The sequence below is a fragment of the Lelliottia sp. AC1 genome (assembly GCF_023278595.1).
GTDB lineage: Bacteria > Pseudomonadota > Gammaproteobacteria > Enterobacterales > Enterobacteriaceae > Enterobacter > Enterobacter nimipressuralis.
Window position 1 is genome coordinate 318,393 of the sequence record NZ_CP025699.1, and the last position, 18,693, is coordinate 337,085.

Below are 18,693 nucleotides of genomic sequence, written 5' to 3' on the forward strand. Positions count from 1 at the left end.
CCTTCCAGCACCGCAAAATATTTTGAGTATTGGGTCAATACAATACGTCTAAAGTTGAGGGTTGCAGTGGCATAACACAATGAAGCTTAACCTTTCACACCGCCCGCCGTGAGGCCGTTGACCAGCCAGCGCTGAGCCAGCAGGAACACCACGGTAATCGGGATGGCGGAGAGCACAGCGGCTGCGGCAAAGTCGCCCCACAGGTAGTTTTGCGGGTTGAGGTATTGCTGCATACCTACGGCCAGCGTGTAGCTATTCACATCACGCAGCAGCAGCGACGCGACCGGGACTTCGGTAATGGCCGCGATGAACGACAGAATAAAGACCACCGCCAGAATCGGCACCGACAGCGGCAGCAGCACGAGGCGGAAAGCCTGCCACGGTGTTGCCCCATCCAGTGCCGCCGCTTCTTCAAGCGATCCGTCGATGGTTTCGAAATAGCCCTTAATCGTCCAGACGTGCAGCGCGATACCGCCCATGTAGGCGAAAATCACGCCGCCGTGGGTGTTCAGACCGATGAAGGGCACGTACTGACCGAGACGGTCAAACAACGCGTACAACGCCACCAGCGACAGCACTGCCGGGAACATCTGGAAAATCAGCATGCTTTTCAGCAGCGTCGCTTTGCCCGGGAAACGCATACGGGCAAAGGCGTAAGCGCAGGTGGTGGAGAGCGCCACAATCCCGATGGCGGTAATACCGGCCACTTTGATGGAGTTCCACAGCCACAGCAGCACCGGGAACGGCGGCGGCGTCACGCGGCCATCGGCGTGTTCGACGCTGAAGCCCAGCGCCAGCTTCCAGTGCTCCCAGGAGATCTGATCCGGGATCAGGCTGCCGGTAGCGAAGTTCCCTTCACGCAGGGAGATGGCGATAACCATTAGCAGCGGGAACATGATCGCTGCGATAAAAATCAGTAGCCCTAAGTGCGTCGCCAGGAGGCGCAGTTTCTGAGATTTGGGTTGTACCATAGCCATAATGTGTGCCCTCCTTAGTCGAATTTCATGCGTGTGGCTTTCAGATTCACAATCGCCAGTGCGCCTACCAGCAGGAAGATCAGGGTAGCGATGGCGGCTGCCAGCCCGAAGTCCTGACCACCGCCGCCTTCGAAGGCGATGCGGTAGGTGTAGCTCACTAACAGGTCCGTGTAGCCTGCTGGCGTGGTGGTTCCGAGCCTGTCCGGGCTGCCGTTGGTCAGAAGCTGAATCAGTACGAAGTTGTTAAAGTTAAAGGCGAAGCTGGCAATCATCAGCGGCGTCAGCGGCTTGATCAGCAGCGGGAACGTAATCTTAAAGAAGTTCTGGAACGGGCCCGCGCCGTCCATCGCCGAGGCTTCGTACAGATCGTCCGGAATCGCTTTCAGCAGCCCCATGCACAGGATCATCATGTACGGATAACCGAGCCAGGTGTTGACGATGATAATCATGCTGCGGGCGGTGGTCGGGTCGCTGAACCAGGCCGGTTTGATGCCAAAGAGCGCGCCCAGCATCATGTTGATTTCACCGAAGCTCTGGTTGAACAGCCCTTTGAAAATCAGAATCGAGATAAACGACGGAACCGCATACGGCAGAATCAGCAGCACGCGATAGATGGCTTTACCCTTGAGGGACTCCCACTGCACCACGCACGCCAGCACCATGCCGACCGCCACGGTCAGGATCACCGTCAGGACCGAGAAGACGACTGTCCAGACGAAGATGGCGAAGAACGGCTTCTGGATGCCTTCGTCGGTGAAGACGCGGGTAAAGTTGTCCCAGCCGATGGTGACGGTATAGCCCGGGCTGAGTTTTTCGTCGCCCCAGTTGCCGTCGGCATTCACCGACTGATAGAAACCGATCTCGTTGTTCGGACGGTATTTCACGCCGCTCTGGTTGTTGGTCAGCGTACCGTCATCGGCTTTGGTATAGAGCGGCCGCGTGCCGGAGAACTGGCGCAGCGAGCTCATGATCACTTTGCTTTCGTCTGGCAGGATGGCCGTCAGCTGGGTCAGCGCCTGGCGGTTCTGGGTGATGACACGCAGATTCGCGCGCTCGCCTTCCGGCAGGGCGTCGGCTTCTTTCAGGGTGAGTTTCTGTTCGCCGCCAAATTTAAAGGCGTCGGAAACATAATTTTTACCGGTCCCTTCGTCGGTCAGGGCCAGCTTCCATTCGTCACCCGCCGGGTATAAACCAAAGTTAAAGGTCTTTCCGGCCTGATAAGAACGGTCCATCAGCACCTGCTGGGCGCGTTCCTGCGCGAGCTGGTTGGTGCTGCTGTAGTTAGTAAATGCGATAGCGATGGTACAGATCAGTGGGAACAGGACGAACAGCCCCATCCCGGCCACACCCGGATAGACATAACGCCAGGCATAGGCTTTACGATTGGCGAAAATATACAGGCCAACAGAGCTTAAAATCAGCGTCATGATGGCGAACAGGTACTCCCCCTGCACATACATTAAAACAACAAGGTAACCCACCAGTAAGCCCAGCAGACCTATCACTGACCATTTCAGCGTGTCGCTTTGCCACCAGTGTTTCTTTTTAATGATATCCATGGGGAATCTTCCTCTACAGCGATGAAAACTTATTGTCAGGCGGCGCGTCGCTGACCTGACCTACGGTTTGAGCCGTAGTAGTAGGGCGGGATCGCTACGCTCACCCGCCATAGTGCTTACTTGGTGATACGACCTTGCGCGTCTTTCAGCGCGGCATCGACAGTCTGACGACCGCTTGCTGCGTTGATCACCGCCGTACGAGTGGCATACCAGAACGCCGCCATTTGCGGGATGTTCGGCATGATTTCACCTTTCTGGGCGTTATCCATCGTGGCCGCAATGCGTGGGTCTTTTGCGAGGGTATCCTGGAAGGACTTCAGCGCGACGGCACCCAACGGTTTGTCCTTGTTCACTTCGTCCAGACCCTGATCGGTCAGCAGATAGTTTTCGAGGAACTCTTTCGCCAGCTCTTTGTTCGGGCTGGCGGCGTTGATGCCTGCGCTCAACACGCCTACGAACGGTTTAGACGGTTTGCCTTTGAAGGTTGGCAGCAGCGTGACGCCGTAGTTGATTTTGCTCTTGTCGATGTTAGACCAGGCCCACGGACCGTTGATGGTCATCGCGGTTTCGCCCTTGTTGAACGCAGCTTCCGCGATGGAGTAATCGGTATCCGCGTTCATGTGTTTGTTCTTGATCAGATCAACCAGGAAAGTCAGACCGGCTTTCGCGCCAGCGCTGTCCACACCCACGTCTTTCACGTCGTATTTGCCGTTTTCAAACTTGAAGGCATACCCGCCGTCGGCTGCGATCAGCGGCCAGGTGAAGTACGGTTCTTGCAGGTTGAACATCAGCGCGCTCTTACCTTTCGCCTTCAGCTCTTTATCCAGAGCCGGGATCTCTTCCCAGGATTTCGGCGGATTCGGTACGAGGTCTTTGTTGTAAATCAGGGAGAGGGCTTCAACCGCCACCGGATAGGCGATCAGCTTGCCGTTGTAACGCACGGCGTCCCAGGTGAACGGGAACAGTTTGTCCTGGAACGCTTTATCAGGAGAGACTTCAGCCAGCAGGCCAGACTGTGCGTAGCCACCGAAACGGTCATGCGCCCAGAAGATGATGTCCGGGCCATCGCCCGTTGCCGCGACCTGCGGGAATTTCTCTTCCAGTTTGTCAGGGTGTTCAACGGTGACTTTGATGCCGGTGTCTTTTTCGAATTTCTTACCCACTTCGGCCAGGCCGTTATAGCCTTTGTCGCCGTTAATCCAGATAACCAGCTTACCTTCTTCAATTTTGGCGAGAGCCGGTGCGGAAATCATCATTGCTGCCAGGGCGGACAATGCGAAAACGCGTGCGCCAGTCTTGATCTTCATATCTGCCATCCTTTTTGGTGATGTGCTCGTGGATACACTGAGGTGGTTCAACGTGAGCCAGTTTCCTTATATGACATCCTCTTTCCATCCTCCTTAGGTCTACGCCCCACCCCTGCTTTGTGTGATCTGCGTTGCATAAATTTAAGTTATGAGTCATGGCGCACATAAAAACCCACTGAATTTTGCCGCCTGCATCACGAATTTACCCAGACCACGCCCGGCGCGGTGGCAGAACCGGTTCTCTCATCCTCCCGCCTCCTCCCCCATGAAAAAGGCAGGGGGTGGAGGATTTGCAGAACTTATGGATACCCCATAGTGAACTTATGTTGAATGTTTCTGTCGGTGACAGGTTGTAACGAAGGGAGAAGGGCATGGCGAGCGTACAGCTGCGGAATGTAACGAAAGCCTGGGGCGACGTAGTGGTGTCAAAAGACATCAATCTCGACATCCACGAAGGTGAATTCGTGGTGTTTGTTGGCCCATCAGGCTGCGGTAAGTCAACACTGCTGCGTATGATTGCTGGACTTGAAACGATCACCAGTGGCGATCTGTTTATCGGTGAAACCCGCATGAACGATATCCCACCCGCCGAACGCGGTGTCGGCATGGTTTTCCAGTCTTATGCGCTTTATCCCCATCTCTCCGTTGCTGAAAACATGTCCTTTGGCCTGAAGCTGGCCGGGGCGAAAAAAAATGTCATCAATCAGCGCGTCACCCAGGTGGCAGAAGTGCTGCAGTTGGCACACCTGCTGGAGCGTAAACCGAAAGCGCTCTCCGGCGGACAACGTCAGCGCGTGGCGATTGGCCGTACGCTGGTGGCGGAACCGCGCGTGTTCCTGCTTGATGAACCCCTTTCTAACCTGGACGCCGCCCTGCGCGTTCAGATGCGTATTGAAATTTCCCGCCTGCACAAACGCCTTGGCCGCACGATGGTGTACGTCACCCACGATCAGGTCGAAGCGATGACGCTCGCCGACAAAATCGTGGTGCTGGACGCCGGTCGCGTCGCGCAAGTGGGGAAACCGCTGGAACTGTATCACTACCCGGCAGATCGCTTCGTTGCGGGCTTTATTGGCTCGCCGAAGATGAACTTCCTGCCGGTCAAAGTGACCGCAACGGCGATCGAACAGGTACAGGTGGAACTGCCGAACCGTCAGCAGATTTGGCTGCCAGTGGACAGCGCTAACGTACAGGTCGGGGCAAACATGTCCCTGGGTATTCGTCCTGAACACTTACTGCCAAGTCAGATCGCCGATGTGACGCTGGAAGGAGACGTTCAGGTCGTCGAGCAACTTGGTCACGAAACACAGATTCATATCCAGATCCCCGCCATCCGTCAGAACCTGGTTTACCGCCAGAACGACGTGGTGTTGGTAGAAGAGGGTGCCACATTCGCTATCGGTTTGCCGCCAGAGCGTTGCCATCTGTTCCGAGAGGATGGCACTGCATGTCGTCGGCTGCATAAAGAGCCAGGCGTTTAAGCATTCCAACAAAACTACACGTCATCCTTCGCGCTGCAGCCAACGAACAGGCAGCCCGAAGAGTGAAGTGTAATAAGAAAAGCAATGATCTCAGGAGATAGAATAATGATTACTCTGCGCAAACTTCCACTGGCAATCGCCGTGACTGCAGGCATTTTGTCTGCTCACGCGGGCGCCGTCGATTTTAAAGGTTACGCCCGTTCGGGTATCGGCTGGACCGGTAGCGGCGGCGCGCAACAGTGCTTCCAGGCAACGGGTGCACAAAGTAAATATCGTCTTGGTAACGAATGTGAAACTTACGCTGAGCTGAAACTGGGCCAGGAAGTGTGGAAAGAAGGCGATAAGAGCTTCTACTTCGACACCAACGTCGCGTACTCCGTTGCACAGCAGAACGACTGGGAAGCTACTGATCCCGCGTTCCGTGAAGCCAACGTGCAGGGTAAAAACCTGATTGAATGGCTGCCAGGTTCCACCATGTGGGCGGGTAAGCGCTTCTATCAGCGTCATGACGTTCACATGATCGACTTCTACTACTGGGATATCTCCGGCCCGGGTGCAGGTCTGGAAAACGTGGATCTCGGCTTTGGTAAACTCTCCATGGCTGTGACCCGTTCGACTGAAGCGGGCGGTTCCTCTACCTTCGCCAGCAACAACATTCGTGATTACACCACCGATACCGCTAACGACGTCTTCGACGTGCGTTTAGCGCAGATGGAAATCAACCCAGGCGGTACCCTGGAACTGGGCGTTGACTACGGTCACACCAACGTAAATGACGATTACTATCTGCAGCCGAACGCCTCCAAAGATGGCTGGATGTTCACCGCAGAACATACCCAAAGCATGCTGAAAGGCTTTAACAAGTTCGTCGTTCAGTACGCAACAGATTCCATGACCTCTCAGGGTAAAGGCCTGAACCAGGGTGCTGGCATCGGTCTGGGTAATGACGATTCCGATGGCAAACTGTATGCCTACGGCATCAACAACAACGGCCACCTGCTGCGCGTTCTCGACCACGGTGCAATCTCCCTGGGCGACAGCTGGGACCTGATGTACGTCGGTATGTACCAGGATATCGACTGGGATAACGGCAACGGCACCAAATGGTACACCGTGGGTGTGCGCCCAATGTACAAATGGACGCCTATCATGAGTACCTTGCTGGAAGTGGGCTACGACAACGTCAAATCCCAGAACACCGGCGACAAAAACAACCAGTACAAAGTCACCCTGGCGCAACAATGGCAGGCTGGCGACAGCATCTGGTCTCGTCCGGCAATCCGCGTCTTCGCAACCTATGCGAAGTGGGATGAGAAATGGGGTTACGACACGTCGGGTAGCCCGATCACTACCAGCGGTAACTACAACTCCAACTTCGGTATGCAGACTGCTGGCCTTGGCCGCGGCGATAACGACGAGTGGAGCTTCGGTGCCCAGATGGAAATCTGGTGGTAATCCGCAGTTAATCTCACGTAATGGCTAAACAAAGGAGGGGCGCAAGCCCCTCTGATTTAAGCGTCGCGCGCTATTGCCTGGCCACCGCTGCGCTGAATATCTGAGGTGATAACAATGAAAATGAACAAAAGTCTCGTCGCCCTCTGCCTTTCCGCTGGCCTGCTGGCAAGCGTTCCGGCAGTCAGTTTTGCCGAGGTTAATTTCGTTCCGCAGAACACCACGGCGGCTCCCGCCATCCCGGCTTCTGCGCTGCAACAACTGGTCTGGACGCCTGTCGACCAGTCTAAAACCCAAAGCACCGATCTTGCGAGCGGCGGCCAGCAGCTGAATGTGCCTGGTATTTCCGGCCCGGTCGCGGCCTGGAGCGTCCCGGCAAACATTGGTGAGCTGAACCTGACGCTGACCAGTATTGTCGACAAGCAAACACATGTCTTTGCGCCGAACGTGCTGATTCTGGATCAGAACATGACGCCATCGGCGTTCTTCCCGAGCAGCTATTTCACCTATCAGGAACCGGGCGTGATGAGCGCCGATCGCCTGGAAGGGGTGATGCGCCTGACGCCTGCGCTGGGTCAGCAGAAAATTTATGTGCTGGTCTTCACGACGCCGCAGGATCTCGCCCAGACAACTACCCTGGTTGACCCGGCCAAAGCCTACGCCAAAGGCACGGGCAATGCGGTCCCGGATATTCCGGATCCAAAAGCGCGCCACACCACCGACGGCACGCTGAAACTGAAAGTCAGCACCTCTTCCGCCTCCAGCGTGCTGGTTGGCCCACTGTTTGGCTCCGCCGGCCCTGGCCCTGTGACCGTGGGTAACACCGCCGCACCGGCTTATGCCGCGCCTGTCGCCGCTGCCCCCGCCGCTGCGCCGACACCAGCACCAGCTCCGGCGAAGAAAGCCGAGCCGATGTTGAATGACACTGAAAGTTACTTCAATCGCGCCATCAAAGAAGCAGTTGATCGCGGCGATGTAGACAAAGCGCTGAAGCTGCTGGATGAAGCTGAGCGTTTAGGTTCGACCACTGCCCGTTCCACCTTTATCAGCAGTGTAAAAGGCAAGGGGTGACCGTCTCCCCACAGTGCTGATGTTGTCAGTAGTTTAGTGCGCCTGAGTGGGCGCACTTTTTTTTGGGCGGCGCAGGCTGTTGCACTCCTGTTGCGATAATGATCGTTAAACCGCGTTTGGCCGCCCCCAATCTGCTTTTCTGCGATACAATAGCCAGACGTTATGTATCGGAGAGTCTGGCATGTCACACCCTGCGCTAACGCAACTGCGTGCGCTGCGCTATTTTGAAAACATTCCCGCGCTTGACCCGGAGCAACTGGACTGGTTGCTGCTGGAAGATTCCATGACGAAACGCTTTGAGCAACAGGGGAAAAAAGTCACGGTAACGCTGATTCAGGAAGGGTTCGTCTCGCCTGATGACGTCGCCAGTGAACTGCCGCTGCTGCCAAAAGAAGATCGTTACTGGCTGCGTGAAATTTTACTCTGCGCCGATGGTGAACCCTGGCTTGCCGGGCGGACCGTGGTCCCTGAATCTACCCTGTGCGGTCCGGAGCTGGCGCTGCAACAGCTGGGTAAAACCCCGCTGGGACGCTATCTTTTTACGTCGTCTGAGCTTACCCGTGATTTTATTGAAATTGGTCGCAATGCAGACCTGTGGGGACGCCGTTCCCGCCTGCGCTTAAGCGGCAAGCCGCTCATGCTGACAGAACTCTTTTTGCCTGCATCGCCGTTGTACTAAGAGGATATGAAAATGGAGTGGAGTCTGACGCAGGATAAGCTGCTGGCTTTTCACCGCTTGATGCGTACCGATAAACCCATCGGCACCTTTTTGTTGCTGTGGCCGACGCTATGGGCGCTGTGGGTTGCCACCCCTGGTTTACCGCCGCTGTGGATCCTGGCAGTGTTTGTCGCAGGCGTCTGGCTGATGCGTGCCGCGGGCTGCGTGGTTAACGATTATGCCGACCGCAAATTTGACGGCCACGTGAAACGCACCGCCAACCGCCCGATGCCGAGCGGTCAGGTGTCAGAAAAAGAGGCCCGCACCCTGTTTGTGGTGCTGGTGCTCCTCGCGTTTCTGCTGGTTTTAACGCTCAACACCATGACGATTTTACTCTCAGTCGCAGCACTGGCGCTGGCGTGGGTGTATCCGTTTATGAAGCGCTATACCCATCTGCCGCAGGTGGTGCTGGGCGCGGCCTTTGGCTGGTCGATTCCGATGGCGTTTGCCGCCGTCAGTGAGTCTGTGCCGTTGAGCTGCTGGCTGATGTTCCTCGCTAATATCCTCTGGGCGGTGGCGTACGACACCCAGTATGCGATGGTCGACCGCGATGACGATCTGAAAATTGGCATCAAATCGACGGCGATTCTGTTTGGCCGCCACGACAAGCTGATCATCGGGATATTGCAGGTCGCGGTGTTAGGGCTGATGGTACTGATTGGTTATCTGAACGCCCTGAACTGGGAATTTTACTGGTCCGTGCTGGTGGCGGGGATGCTGTTTGCATATCAGCAAAAGCTGATTGCGAATCGCGAGCGTGAAGCCTGTTTCAAAGCGTTTTTGAACAACAACTATGTTGGGCTGGTGCTGTTTTTAGGGCTGGCGATGAGCTATTTTTCCTGAAAAAAATGCCCGGCAGCGCTAACGCTCACCGGGCATATATCTGATGCATATGTGTAAGCCGGGAAAGGCGAAACCGCCTCCCGGCTTTTTTTTGTCATTCGTCCTGCGTTGCGCTTTCAATGGTCAAACGCACGTCCGACGTAATCAGCTCGGCCAGCATCTGATAAACCTTCATCGTCTCTTCAGGTTCCGCATCGCCGGTATCGCTGATATAGCCTTCATCGCGCAGCGTCAGTACCAGTGAGCTAAACACCGCTTTATCGAAGAATTCTGGCGCGTTAATGCCGTGCAGCACGGATAAACGCTGAGCCAGCGTGCGGCTCTCTTTTTCCAGGGTACCACGGTTGATAGACGGGTTCGCGCTCAACAGCCAGAAGGTGATCGCGTAGCGCTGTAATGTCTCACGCGCACCGGCCGCCAGCAGTTGCAGCGTGCGGGAACGTGACGGGTTGATATGCAGCTCGTCATCTTTGACGGTCAACAGACCCTGACGGAGCAGCTCAGCAGTCAGTTTTTCCAGCTCAACGGCCACTTCATCTTTGCTCCAGCTCAGGAACAGCTCTTCTTTCAGCATCGGATAGAGCGTCTCAACATGGCGCAGCAGTTCCTGACGGGAAATGCGGCGATGCTGAGTGATGATGGCTGCCATCAGCGACGGCAACATCAGCATATGCGTGATGTTGTTACGATAGTAGGTCATCAGCACCGCCTGCTCGCGCGGCAGAATGATGATGTCCCCGATGGTGTCCTTCTCAACTTCGAACTTGTTCATCTGCAGCGCGTGGTCGATCAGCTGACTGGCGGTGGCAGACGGAACGGTGGAATCCGCTGAGTACGGGACATTACGCATAATATCCAGATAGCAATCGAGCTGTTCGGTCAGCTGTTCACGCGTCAGCGAGCGCTGGCGTGAGGCTAACAGTGCTGTGACGCACAGGTTCATGGCGTTGGCCGCCCCGGCGTTGTTAATACGCACCATCAGATCGGCCGCGATATTATTCACCGTAGGCGTCAGCCATGCAGGGCGAATCGCTTCGATTGGGTCGATAGATTCGCGCCACTCCGGCACGTGCTGGTTCAGATAGGTCATCAGCGGCAGCGGTTCGCCAAAGTTCACGTAACCCTGGCCGAGATTGCGCAGCTTGCTCAGGCCTTTCAGCATCTGAGGCAGGCTCTCTTTCTCTTTGGTCGCACCGCGCAGCTCTTTGGCGTAAGTGCCCACTTCCATGACGTGCTCGTAACCGATGTAGATCGGCACCAGCGTAATCGGACGCGTACCGCCGCGCAGCATCGCCTGAATGGTCATCGACAGAGTACCGGTTTTCGGGTCCAGCAAACGGCCCGTACGGGAACGCCCCCCTTCGACGAAATACTCAACGGAATAGCCACGGCTAAACAGCTCGCCCAGATATTCGCGGAACACCGTGGAGTAGAGCTTATTGCCTTTGAAGGTACGACGAATAAAGAACGCACCCAGACGGCGGAAAATCGGGCCGGCTGGCCAGAAATTCAGGTTGATACCGGCCGCGATGTGCGGTGGTACCAGCCCCTGGTGATACAGCACGTATGACAGCAGCAGGTAGTCCATGTGGCTGCGGTGGCAAGGCACATAGACGATTTCGTGGCCGTCGTGGGCAAGCTGGCGCACGCGCTCGGCGTTATGGACGTTAATCCCCTGATACAGACGGTTCCAGGTGAAGCTCAGGATACGGTCGGAGAGGCGGATCATCTCGTAGGAGAAGTTGGCCGCGATCTCTTCCATCAGAGCGATGGCGTTTTGCTGGGCTTTCTCGTGAGAGATTTTCTTGCTGCGCGCTTCGTCTTCAACCGCGCGGGCAATGGCTTTAGATGCCAGCAATTTGTTGAACAGGTCCTGGCGTGCAGGCAGGCGCGGGCCAACGGCAGCCAGACGCTGACGGGCAAAGTGCATACGCGCGACGCGAGCCAGTTTCTGGGCGATGATTTTATCCGTCCCGTGCTCATCCGCCATGCGGCGCAGGGAGACGGAAGGGGAGAAACGCACAAAGCTGTCGCGCCCTAACCATGAGACGGCAAAGAACTTCTGGATGCCGTTCAGCATACGCAGTGGTGGGTTTTCCTCGCCTTTCTGACGGCCAGGACGACGACCAAACATCACCGACACCGGCACCATCTGGACATCCAGACTGGGGTTGCTGCGGTGCAGATCGAGGTAGTCGTGGAACAGCTTGATGGACTCTTCTTTTGGCGTGTAATAGGTGAACACGCGCGGCCCGCCGTGAATAAACACGTAGCGCGGCAGCAGAGTCCCGTCGACCTCAAGGGGTTCGAGCGGATCGGGCAAGTCATGCGCCAGACATTGGGCGCGGAGCGTCAGTAAGTCTGCCTTCGAGTTGTAAGGCAAAACGTACATAATAGGGCGCGAGGTATCGAGCCCTAATTCCAGCGCAGGTTCCGCCGGGATAGACTTACTTTTTACCAGGACGCTTAATGGTAAATTAAGTAATTTGTAGTAAATTCGTGGCCAGCCGGACATAAACGATGTAAAGCCTCTGGTTAATAATGCAATTGCGGCGCAAGGATAACAGAAAGCGCGCAAAATTTCTGTTGTTACCGGTCATACTTCAGGCTGTATTGCTATGCGCTACAGCTATAGTTACTGACGCTAAATCTAAGAAAAGGTTCTTTTAATGGCCAATAATACCACTGGGTTAACCCGAATCATCAAAGCTGCCGGATATTCATGGAAAGGTTTCCGCGCCGCATGGATCAATGAGGCCGCTTTCCGCCAGGAAGGGGTTGCTGCGGTTGTTGCGGTGATCATCGCCTGTTTTCTGGATGTCGACCCGATAACCCGCGTATTGCTCATTGGTTCAGTCCTTCTGGTGATGATAGTGGAAATTCTCAACAGCGCTATTGAAGCGGTGGTGGATCGCATCGGTTCTGATTTCCATGAGCTGTCGGGCCGTGCGAAGGACATGGGTTCTGCCGCTGTGCTGCTGGCGATTATCATCGCAGCCATCACCTGGGGCACGCTTCTTTGGTCACATTTTCGATAAGGCTTCAGGAATCCAATAAGTCTCTGGTTTTTTGTGCAGTTTTTGATTCCAAAATCACCTTTGACTGTATATACTCACAGCATAACTGTATATACACCCAGGGGGCGGAATGAAAGCGTTAACGGCCAGACAGCAAGAGGTGTTTGATCTCATTCGAGATCATATCAGCCAGACGGGAATGCCACCGACGCGTGCGGAAATCGCGCAGCGCCTGGGCTTCCGTTCTCCAAATGCCGCTGAAGAGCATCTCAAAGCGCTGGCGCGTAAAGGCGTTCTTGAGATTGTCTCTGGTGCGTCACGCGGAATTCGCCTGCTGGTGGAAGAAGAAGAAGGTCTGCCACTTGTGGGGCGCGTCGCGGCGGGTGAGCCTTTGCTGGCACAGCAACATATTGAAGGTCACTATCAGGTCGATCCGGCCATGTTCAAGCCAAGTGCCGATTTCCTGCTGCGCGTCAGTGGGATGTCCATGAAAGACATCGGTATTCTGGATGGCGATCTGCTGGCGGTTCATAAAACGCAGGATGTGCGTAACGGGCAGGTTGTGGTTGCGCGTATCGACGACGAAGTGACCGTTAAGCGCCTGAAAAAACAGGGCAACACGGTTCAGCTGTTGCCAGAAAACAGCGAGTTTTCCCCGATTGTGGTGGATCTCCGCGAACAGGCTTTCTCTATTGAAGGTCTGGCTGTTGGTGTTATCCGCAACGGCGAATGGCTGTAATCTCTTACTGACAGGCTGTGGTCGCACCGCAGCCTGACTGTCTACTCTCAATTCCCGGTACTTTCTCATGTCTCTGCTGACAACCTCAGACAAGGCATTGTGGCGTCTTGCGCTGCCGATGATTTTCTCCAATATCACCGTTCCCCTGTTGGGGCTGGTGGATACAGCGGTGATTGGTCATCTGGATTCCCCTGTTTACCTCGGCGGCGTGGCCATTGGCGCGACGGCGACCAGTTTCCTCTTCATGCTGCTGCTTTTTTTACGCATGAGCACCACCGGGCTGACTGCCCAGGCGTTTGGTGCCAAAGATCCCGTTCGACTTGCCCGTGCGCTGGTGCAGCCGCTGATCCTCGCCCTTGGCGCAGGGCTGCTGATTGTTTTGCTGCGCACGCCGCTCATCGATCTGGCTCTGCATGTCGTGGGCGGTAGTGAGGCGGTGCTGGAACAGGCGCGGCGCTTCCTCGAAATCCGCTGGCTCAGCGCACCGGCATCGCTGGCAAATCTGGTTCTGCTTGGCTGGTTGCTGGGCGTGCAGTACGCGCGTGCGCCGGTGATCCTGCTGGTGGTGGGAAATTTACTCAACATCGTACTCGATCTGTGGCTGGTGATGGGTCTGCACATGAACGTGCAGGGGGCGGCGCTTGCAACGGTGGTCGCAGAGTACGGCACTTTCTTCATTGGCCTATGGATGGTGAAACGTGTGCTGGCCATGCGGGGAATCTCATTCGCGATGCTTAAAACAGCGTGGCACGGCAACATCCGTAAACTGCTGGCGCTTAATCGCGACATCATGCTTCGCTCGCTGCTGCTGCAACTTTGCTTTGGCGCCTTAACGGTGTTCGGCGCGCGCCTGGGGCCGGAGATCGTGGCCGTAAACGCAGTGCTGATGACGTTGCTGACGTTCACCGCCTATGCGCTGGACGGTTTTGCCTATGCGGTGGAAGCCCATTCAGGCCAGGCCTATGGCGCTCGCGAGGCGGGGCAGTTGCAGGAGGTCTGGCGCGCGGCCTGTCGTCAGTCTGGGCTGGTGGCGCTGGTCTTCGCACTGATCTATGCCTTATTTGGCGGGCAGATTGTGGCGCTATTGACCTCGCTGCCTGAACTGAGAGAACTGGCTAATCACTACATCATCTGGCAGGTCGTGTTACCGGTGGTGGGGGGTTGGTGCTATCTGCTGGACGGTATGTTTATCGGCGCAACGCGCGGGGCGGAAATGCGCAACAGCATGGCAGTCGCGGCGGCCGGTTTCGCCCTGACGCTCTTCACGCTGCCCTGGCTCGGCAACCACGGTTTGTGGCTGGCGCTGGCGGTGTTCCTCGCCTTGCGCGGCCTGTCATTAGCGCTGATTTGGCGGCGCCACTGGCGCAATAACAGCTGGTTTAGCTGATAGCGTGATTTGACGAAACGGTTAAAGATTCTGAATCTCAACACGCATGCCGAATCCTTATCTACAATTATTATCACGTCCAGCAGAAATGAACGTAACGGACGACTCGAATTTACGTGATAACCGAACGATGAGGAACTGATTATGAATAAAGACGAAATCGGCGGTAACTGGAAACAGTTCAAAGGTAAAGCGAAAGAACAATGGGGTAAACTGACCGACGATGACGTGACCGTCATTGAAGGTAAACGCGAACAGCTGGTAGGTAAGATTCAGGAACGCTACGGCTACGCGAAAGATCAGGCGGAAAAAGAGGTTGTTGACTGGGAAAAACGCAACGACTACCGCTGGTAACAGAGTTCTACCCGTTGTACACGGAAGTACAATCCCTGAGGGCGGCCTAATGGCCGCCCGCTTCGTTTTTAGCGCGGTTTTTTCTTCACCAGAATGGAGTGATCATGCTGACATTCACCCTGATGACGACAGGCTTCCACTTCGACACAGGCTGAACACAACCCGTGTGCTTCAATCACGTTATGGCGCAGGGCAAAGCCCATTTTAGCCGCCAGCGAATGCATAATATCTTCCACACCTTCCGCCCCTTCTTCTTTAACCGCGCCGCAGCGATCGCAGATAAACATGGCTGAGGTATGTGTTGGCTGATCGAACAGATGGCACAGCACATAGCTGTTAGTCGACTCAACCTTATGCACAAAGCCTTGCTCCAGCAGGAAATCCAGCGCGCGATAAACGGTGGGCGGTTTCGCCTGCGGCTCGCTTTCGCGCAGCAGATCGAGCAGATCGTAGGCGCTGATGGCACCGCGTTGCAGGCTCATCAGACGTAACACTTCAAGGCGCTGCGGGGTCAGGCGCACATTGCGTTGCGCACAGAGCTTTTCAGCTTGCGCTAGCAGATCTTGCATCGTGGTCTTATCCATATCGCACCTCGAATTATGGAGTCTGGAAAACCCTCACTTTACCATGTTCTGCTGAAAACGCCGAGATCCGCCACAGTTGTGCTATACCTGACCCATCGCCACACGGGAAAAATACAATGAAAAGACCTGATTGCATCCGGCACTGGCGCGACGTCGAAGGTGCCGACGACTCCACTTATCCAGACAGTGACGAACTTTTTGCTATCGGTGCACCGCTGGCCCGCAAACTGGGGCTTGGGCGGATCGGTATCCACCATGAACGCCTGCCGCCGGGCCGTCGCACTTCGTATCCGCATGCTGAAAGCGACGAAGAGGAGTTTATCTTTGTTATTGAAGGGTATCCCCAGGCGTGGATTAACGGATATTTATGGAAACTAGAGCCGGGCGACAGCGTCGGTTTTCCGGCCGGAACCGGCGTGTGCCACACCTTTATCAATAACACCGACGAAGAGGTGCGGCTGCTGGTGGTGGGCGAGGCGAACAAAAAACACAACCGCATCTATTACCCGCTCAACCCGGTCTACGCTGCCACCCGCGAGGACCGCTGGGTGGACCATCCGCCGCAATTTTTTGGCCCTCACGACGGAAAACCTGGGCGAAAATAATATCCTCTTCTATAAATATTGAGGGCCGTCACAAATTACAACAGGCCTTGCGGAAGATTTAACTTAGGGAACAGGCGTGTCTTTTTGATGTTATTCACAGCAATAGTTCGTCCCTGTATGGGTGATAACTGACAGGGGTTGTTTAATAACAGACTATAAAACGAGCATACTGTGAAAAAACATTTTAAATTTTCGGTGGTTAGCATCGCTGTCTCCCTGTTTATGGCAAACGAGGCGGGAGCAGCCAATACCTGGACAGAAGCGCGTAGCGACGCGATGGGCGGTACTGGCGTTGCATCAGGCAATTACGGTAGCGGAGCGTTTATTAACCCGGCACTGCTGGCAAAAGCAAAACCGGATGACGACATTACCGTTATTTTGCCTTCGGTCGGCGCACAGATTACCGACAAAGATAATCTGCAGGATCAGATCGACGATATCAGCGATAAAGTCGATTACTACGACGATGTGATTAACAGCCTGACAGCGGCTGAGATCATCGCCAATCCTTTGGGATCCGTTAACCAGTTTCAGAGTGCCGCGAAAGATCTCGCTGACGAGCTGGACGATCTGAAAGGTAAAACCGCTCGCGCCACCGCCGGTGCCGGGATTGCGGTCAGCATTCCAAATAACGTGCTGGCGGTCGCCTTTGTGGCGAAAGGCAACGCTCACGCACGGGTAAGCTCCTCTATTGACCAGCAGGATATCGATTATCTGCGCAGCATCCAGAACAGTAAACTGGTGGCGGGCAGCGTCGCGCTTGATGCCGCTCTTAACGGTTCGGATGAGATCACCAAAAACCTCAACTCCACGGCCTCAGGCCGGGCGGCGATTGTCTCTGACTATGGCGTCGCGGTGGCCCGTCAGTTTGATATTGGCGATGTGCCGGTCTCCGTCGGTATCACGCCAAAACTGCAAAAAACCTGGCTCTACAACTACACCACCTCCATTTACACCTACGACAGCAGCGACTGGAACAGCAGCCGCTATCGCACGGACGATACTGGCTTTAACGTGGATGCCGGTGTGGCCGCCGATTTTGGCGAGAACTGGACGGTGGGCTTGAGCGGGCAGAACCTGATGTCGCGCGATATCGATACCAAAGATATCCGTATCCGCAATGGCCGCACGGGTGACGTGGTGAGCTACAAAGACACCTACCAGATCCGTCCGCTGGTGACTGCGGGCGTGGCCTGGCATAACGATCTGGTGACCCTGACTGCCGATGGCGATCTGACTGAAACCAAAGGCTTCAAGAGCGAAGATAACTCTCAGTACGTCGGCGTCGGCGCCGAGGTCACGCCGCTCAGCTGGCTGGCGGTGCGCGCCGGTTATCGCGCGGACGTGAAGGACAATGACAGCAACGTCTTCACCGGCGGTGTTGGCTTTGCGCCGTTCAACGCGGTCCATGTGGATCTGATGGGTCTGTACGGCGAGGACAAAACCTGGGGGGCAGGCGCGCAGCTGAGCGTCACCTTCTAAGACGACCGGAGGCCATGCGCCTCCGGCTTTTCTTTGTGCTATAGTAGCGCCCCTTTTCCACCACATGCTTAAAACTTCGCCATGCCGTCAGAACTACAGTCCGATTTCCCTGCACACCGTTTTTCCATCGCGCCGATGCTCGACTGGACCGACAGACACTGCCGCTATTTCCTGCGTCAGCTCTCTCGCCACACGCTGCTGTACACCGAAATGGTCACCACCGGGGCGATCATTCACGGAAAGGGCGACTATCTGGCCTATAGCGAAGAAGAGCATCCGGTTGCGTTGCAGCTTGGTGGCAGCGATCCGGCGGCGCTGGCGCATTGTGCGAAACTGGCGCAAGAGCGTGGGTACGACGAAATTAACCTCAACGTCGGCTGCCCGTCCGATCGCGTGCAGAACGGCATGTTCGGCGCATGCCTGATGGGGAATGCCCAACTGGTGGCGGATTGCGTCAAAGCGATGCGCGATGTGGTGTCGATTCCGGTGACGGTCAAAACCCGTATCGGCATCGACGATCAGGACAGCTACGAATTCCTGTGCGATTTCATCGACACTGTATCCGGGAAGGGCGAGTGCGAGATGTTTATTATCCACGCGCGTAAAGCCTGGTTGTCCGGTCTTAGTCCAAAAGAGAACCGTGAAATTCCGCCGCTGGACTACCCGCGCGTGTATCAGCTGAAGCGTGATTTCCCGCATCTGACAATGTCGATTAACGGCGGTATCAAGTCTCTCAACGAAGCCAAAGCCCATTTAGAACATATGGATGGCGTCATGGTAGGCCGCGAGGCGTATCAGAATCCGGGCATTCTGGCCTCGGTGGATCGCGAGATCTTTGGCGTTGAGCGCGCCGATAGCGATCCGGTGGCCGTGGTGCGTGCCATGTACCCGTACATCGAACGTGAGCTGAGCAATGGCACCTATCTGGGCCACGTAACGCGTCATATGCTCGGGTTGTTCCAGGGCATTCCAGGGGCGCGTCAGTGGCGTCGCTACTTGAGTGAAAACGCGCATAAAGCCGGGGCGGATATTGAAGTGCTGGAGCAGGCCCTGCGTCTGGTCGCTGACAAGCGATAATTTTCACTAAAAGTTCGTCAAATTCACCACGCCCTGCGAA

17 protein-coding genes are annotated in these 18,693 nt (G+C 55.6%); 12 read left to right on the forward strand and 5 right to left on the reverse strand.

Annotated features, from left to right (window positions below):
• Positions 1-86: 86 nt before the first annotated feature.
• The 3 genes from malG to malE all read right to left on the reverse strand — a co-directional run bounded on the left by malG (position 87) and on the right by malE (position 3,843).
• Positions 87-977: a maltose ABC transporter permease MalG gene (malG, locus tag C0560_RS01485; protein WP_100778072.1), complete on the reverse strand. Its 891-nt coding sequence runs from the start codon at positions 975-977 to the stop codon at positions 87-89.
• Positions 978-991: 14 nt separating this feature from the next.
• On the reverse strand, positions 992-2,536 hold the full coding sequence (gene malF, locus C0560_RS01490; RefSeq protein ID WP_248859481.1) for a maltose ABC transporter permease MalF: 1,545 nt from the start codon (positions 2,534-2,536) through the stop codon (positions 992-994).
• A gap of 116 nt (positions 2,537-2,652) precedes the next feature.
• Positions 2,653-3,843: a maltose/maltodextrin ABC transporter substrate-binding protein MalE gene (gene malE / locus C0560_RS01495; protein WP_100778070.1), complete on the reverse strand. Its 1,191-nt coding sequence runs from the start codon at positions 3,841-3,843 to the stop codon at positions 2,653-2,655.
• 371 nt (positions 3,844-4,214) lie between these two features.
• Here malE and malK point away from each other — a divergent pair, with 371 nt between their 5' ends.
• The 5 genes from malK (at position 4,215) to ubiA (ending at position 9,408) form a co-directional block, all read left to right on the forward strand.
• A complete protein-coding gene (malK, locus tag C0560_RS01500; protein WP_248859482.1) occupies positions 4,215-5,324 on the forward strand; it encodes a maltose/maltodextrin ABC transporter ATP-binding protein MalK in 1,110 nt (369 codons plus the stop codon).
• A gap of 102 nt (positions 5,325-5,426) precedes the next feature.
• Positions 5,427-6,779, forward strand: a complete 1,353-nt coding sequence (locus C0560_RS01505) for a maltoporin (RefSeq protein WP_100780781.1) — start codon at positions 5,427-5,429, stop codon at positions 6,777-6,779.
• Positions 6,780-6,893: 114 nt separating this feature from the next.
• The gene (gene malM / locus C0560_RS01510) at positions 6,894-7,847 is read left to right on the forward strand and encodes a maltose operon protein MalM (RefSeq protein WP_123429859.1); all 954 of its coding nucleotides are present in this window, start codon (positions 6,894-6,896) and stop codon (positions 7,845-7,847) included.
• 181 nt (positions 7,848-8,028) lie between these two features.
• Positions 8,029-8,526, forward strand: coding sequence for a chorismate lyase (gene ubiC, locus C0560_RS01515; RefSeq protein WP_100778067.1), 498 nt, complete (start codon positions 8,029-8,031; stop codon positions 8,524-8,526).
• Between the two features lie 12 nt (positions 8,527-8,538).
• Entirely contained in the window at positions 8,539-9,408 is an 870-nt protein-coding gene (gene ubiA, locus C0560_RS01520; protein ID WP_100778066.1) for a 4-hydroxybenzoate octaprenyltransferase, read from the forward strand.
• 94 nt (positions 9,409-9,502) lie between these two features.
• On the opposite strand, the gene plsB is transcribed toward ubiA, so the two are convergent.
• Positions 9,503-11,923, reverse strand: coding sequence for a glycerol-3-phosphate 1-O-acyltransferase PlsB (gene plsB, locus C0560_RS01525; protein WP_100778065.1), 2,421 nt, complete (start codon positions 11,921-11,923; stop codon positions 9,503-9,505).
• Positions 11,924-12,077: 154 nt separating this feature from the next.
• Here plsB and C0560_RS01530 point away from each other — a divergent pair, with 154 nt between their 5' ends.
• The 4 genes from C0560_RS01530 to C0560_RS01545 all read left to right on the forward strand — a co-directional run bounded on the left by C0560_RS01530 (position 12,078) and on the right by C0560_RS01545 (position 14,905).
• Entirely contained in the window at positions 12,078-12,446 is a 369-nt protein-coding gene (locus C0560_RS01530; RefSeq protein WP_100778064.1) for a diacylglycerol kinase, read from the forward strand.
• Positions 12,447-12,555: 109 nt separating this feature from the next.
• The gene (gene lexA, locus C0560_RS01535; RefSeq protein ID WP_100778063.1) at positions 12,556-13,164 is read left to right on the forward strand and encodes a transcriptional repressor LexA; all 609 of its coding nucleotides are present in this window, start codon (positions 12,556-12,558) and stop codon (positions 13,162-13,164) included.
• 67 nt (positions 13,165-13,231) lie between these two features.
• The gene (gene dinF, locus C0560_RS01540; protein ID WP_248859483.1) at positions 13,232-14,551 is read left to right on the forward strand and encodes an MATE family efflux transporter DinF; all 1,320 of its coding nucleotides are present in this window, start codon (positions 13,232-13,234) and stop codon (positions 14,549-14,551) included.
• 144 nt (positions 14,552-14,695) lie between these two features.
• Positions 14,696-14,905 carry a CsbD family protein gene (locus C0560_RS01545; protein ID WP_095280331.1) on the forward strand — a complete coding sequence of 70 codons (210 nt, stop codon included), beginning with the start codon at positions 14,696-14,698 and terminating at the stop codon, positions 14,903-14,905.
• 68 nt (positions 14,906-14,973) lie between these two features.
• On the opposite strand, the gene zur is transcribed toward C0560_RS01545, so the two are convergent.
• Complete coding sequence (gene zur / locus C0560_RS01550; protein ID WP_100778061.1) at positions 14,974-15,489, reverse strand: zinc uptake transcriptional repressor Zur; 516 nt, start codon at positions 15,487-15,489, stop codon at positions 14,974-14,976.
• A gap of 116 nt (positions 15,490-15,605) precedes the next feature.
• On the opposite strand from zur, the gene C0560_RS01555 reads away from it, so the two are divergent.
• From C0560_RS01555 to dusA, 3 genes are all read left to right on the forward strand, one after another.
• Complete coding sequence (locus C0560_RS01555; RefSeq protein ID WP_100778060.1) at positions 15,606-16,094, forward strand: cupin domain-containing protein; 489 nt, start codon at positions 15,606-15,608, stop codon at positions 16,092-16,094.
• A 222-nt stretch (positions 16,095-16,316) separates the two neighbouring features.
• Complete coding sequence (gene traF, locus C0560_RS01560) at positions 16,317-17,576, forward strand: conjugal transfer protein TraF (protein WP_371923377.1); 1,260 nt, start codon at positions 16,317-16,319, stop codon at positions 17,574-17,576.
• Positions 17,577-17,657: 81 nt separating this feature from the next.
• A complete protein-coding gene (dusA, locus tag C0560_RS01565; protein ID WP_248859484.1) occupies positions 17,658-18,653 on the forward strand; it encodes a tRNA dihydrouridine(20/20a) synthase DusA in 996 nt (331 codons plus the stop codon).
• Positions 18,654-18,693 lie beyond the last annotated feature (40 nt).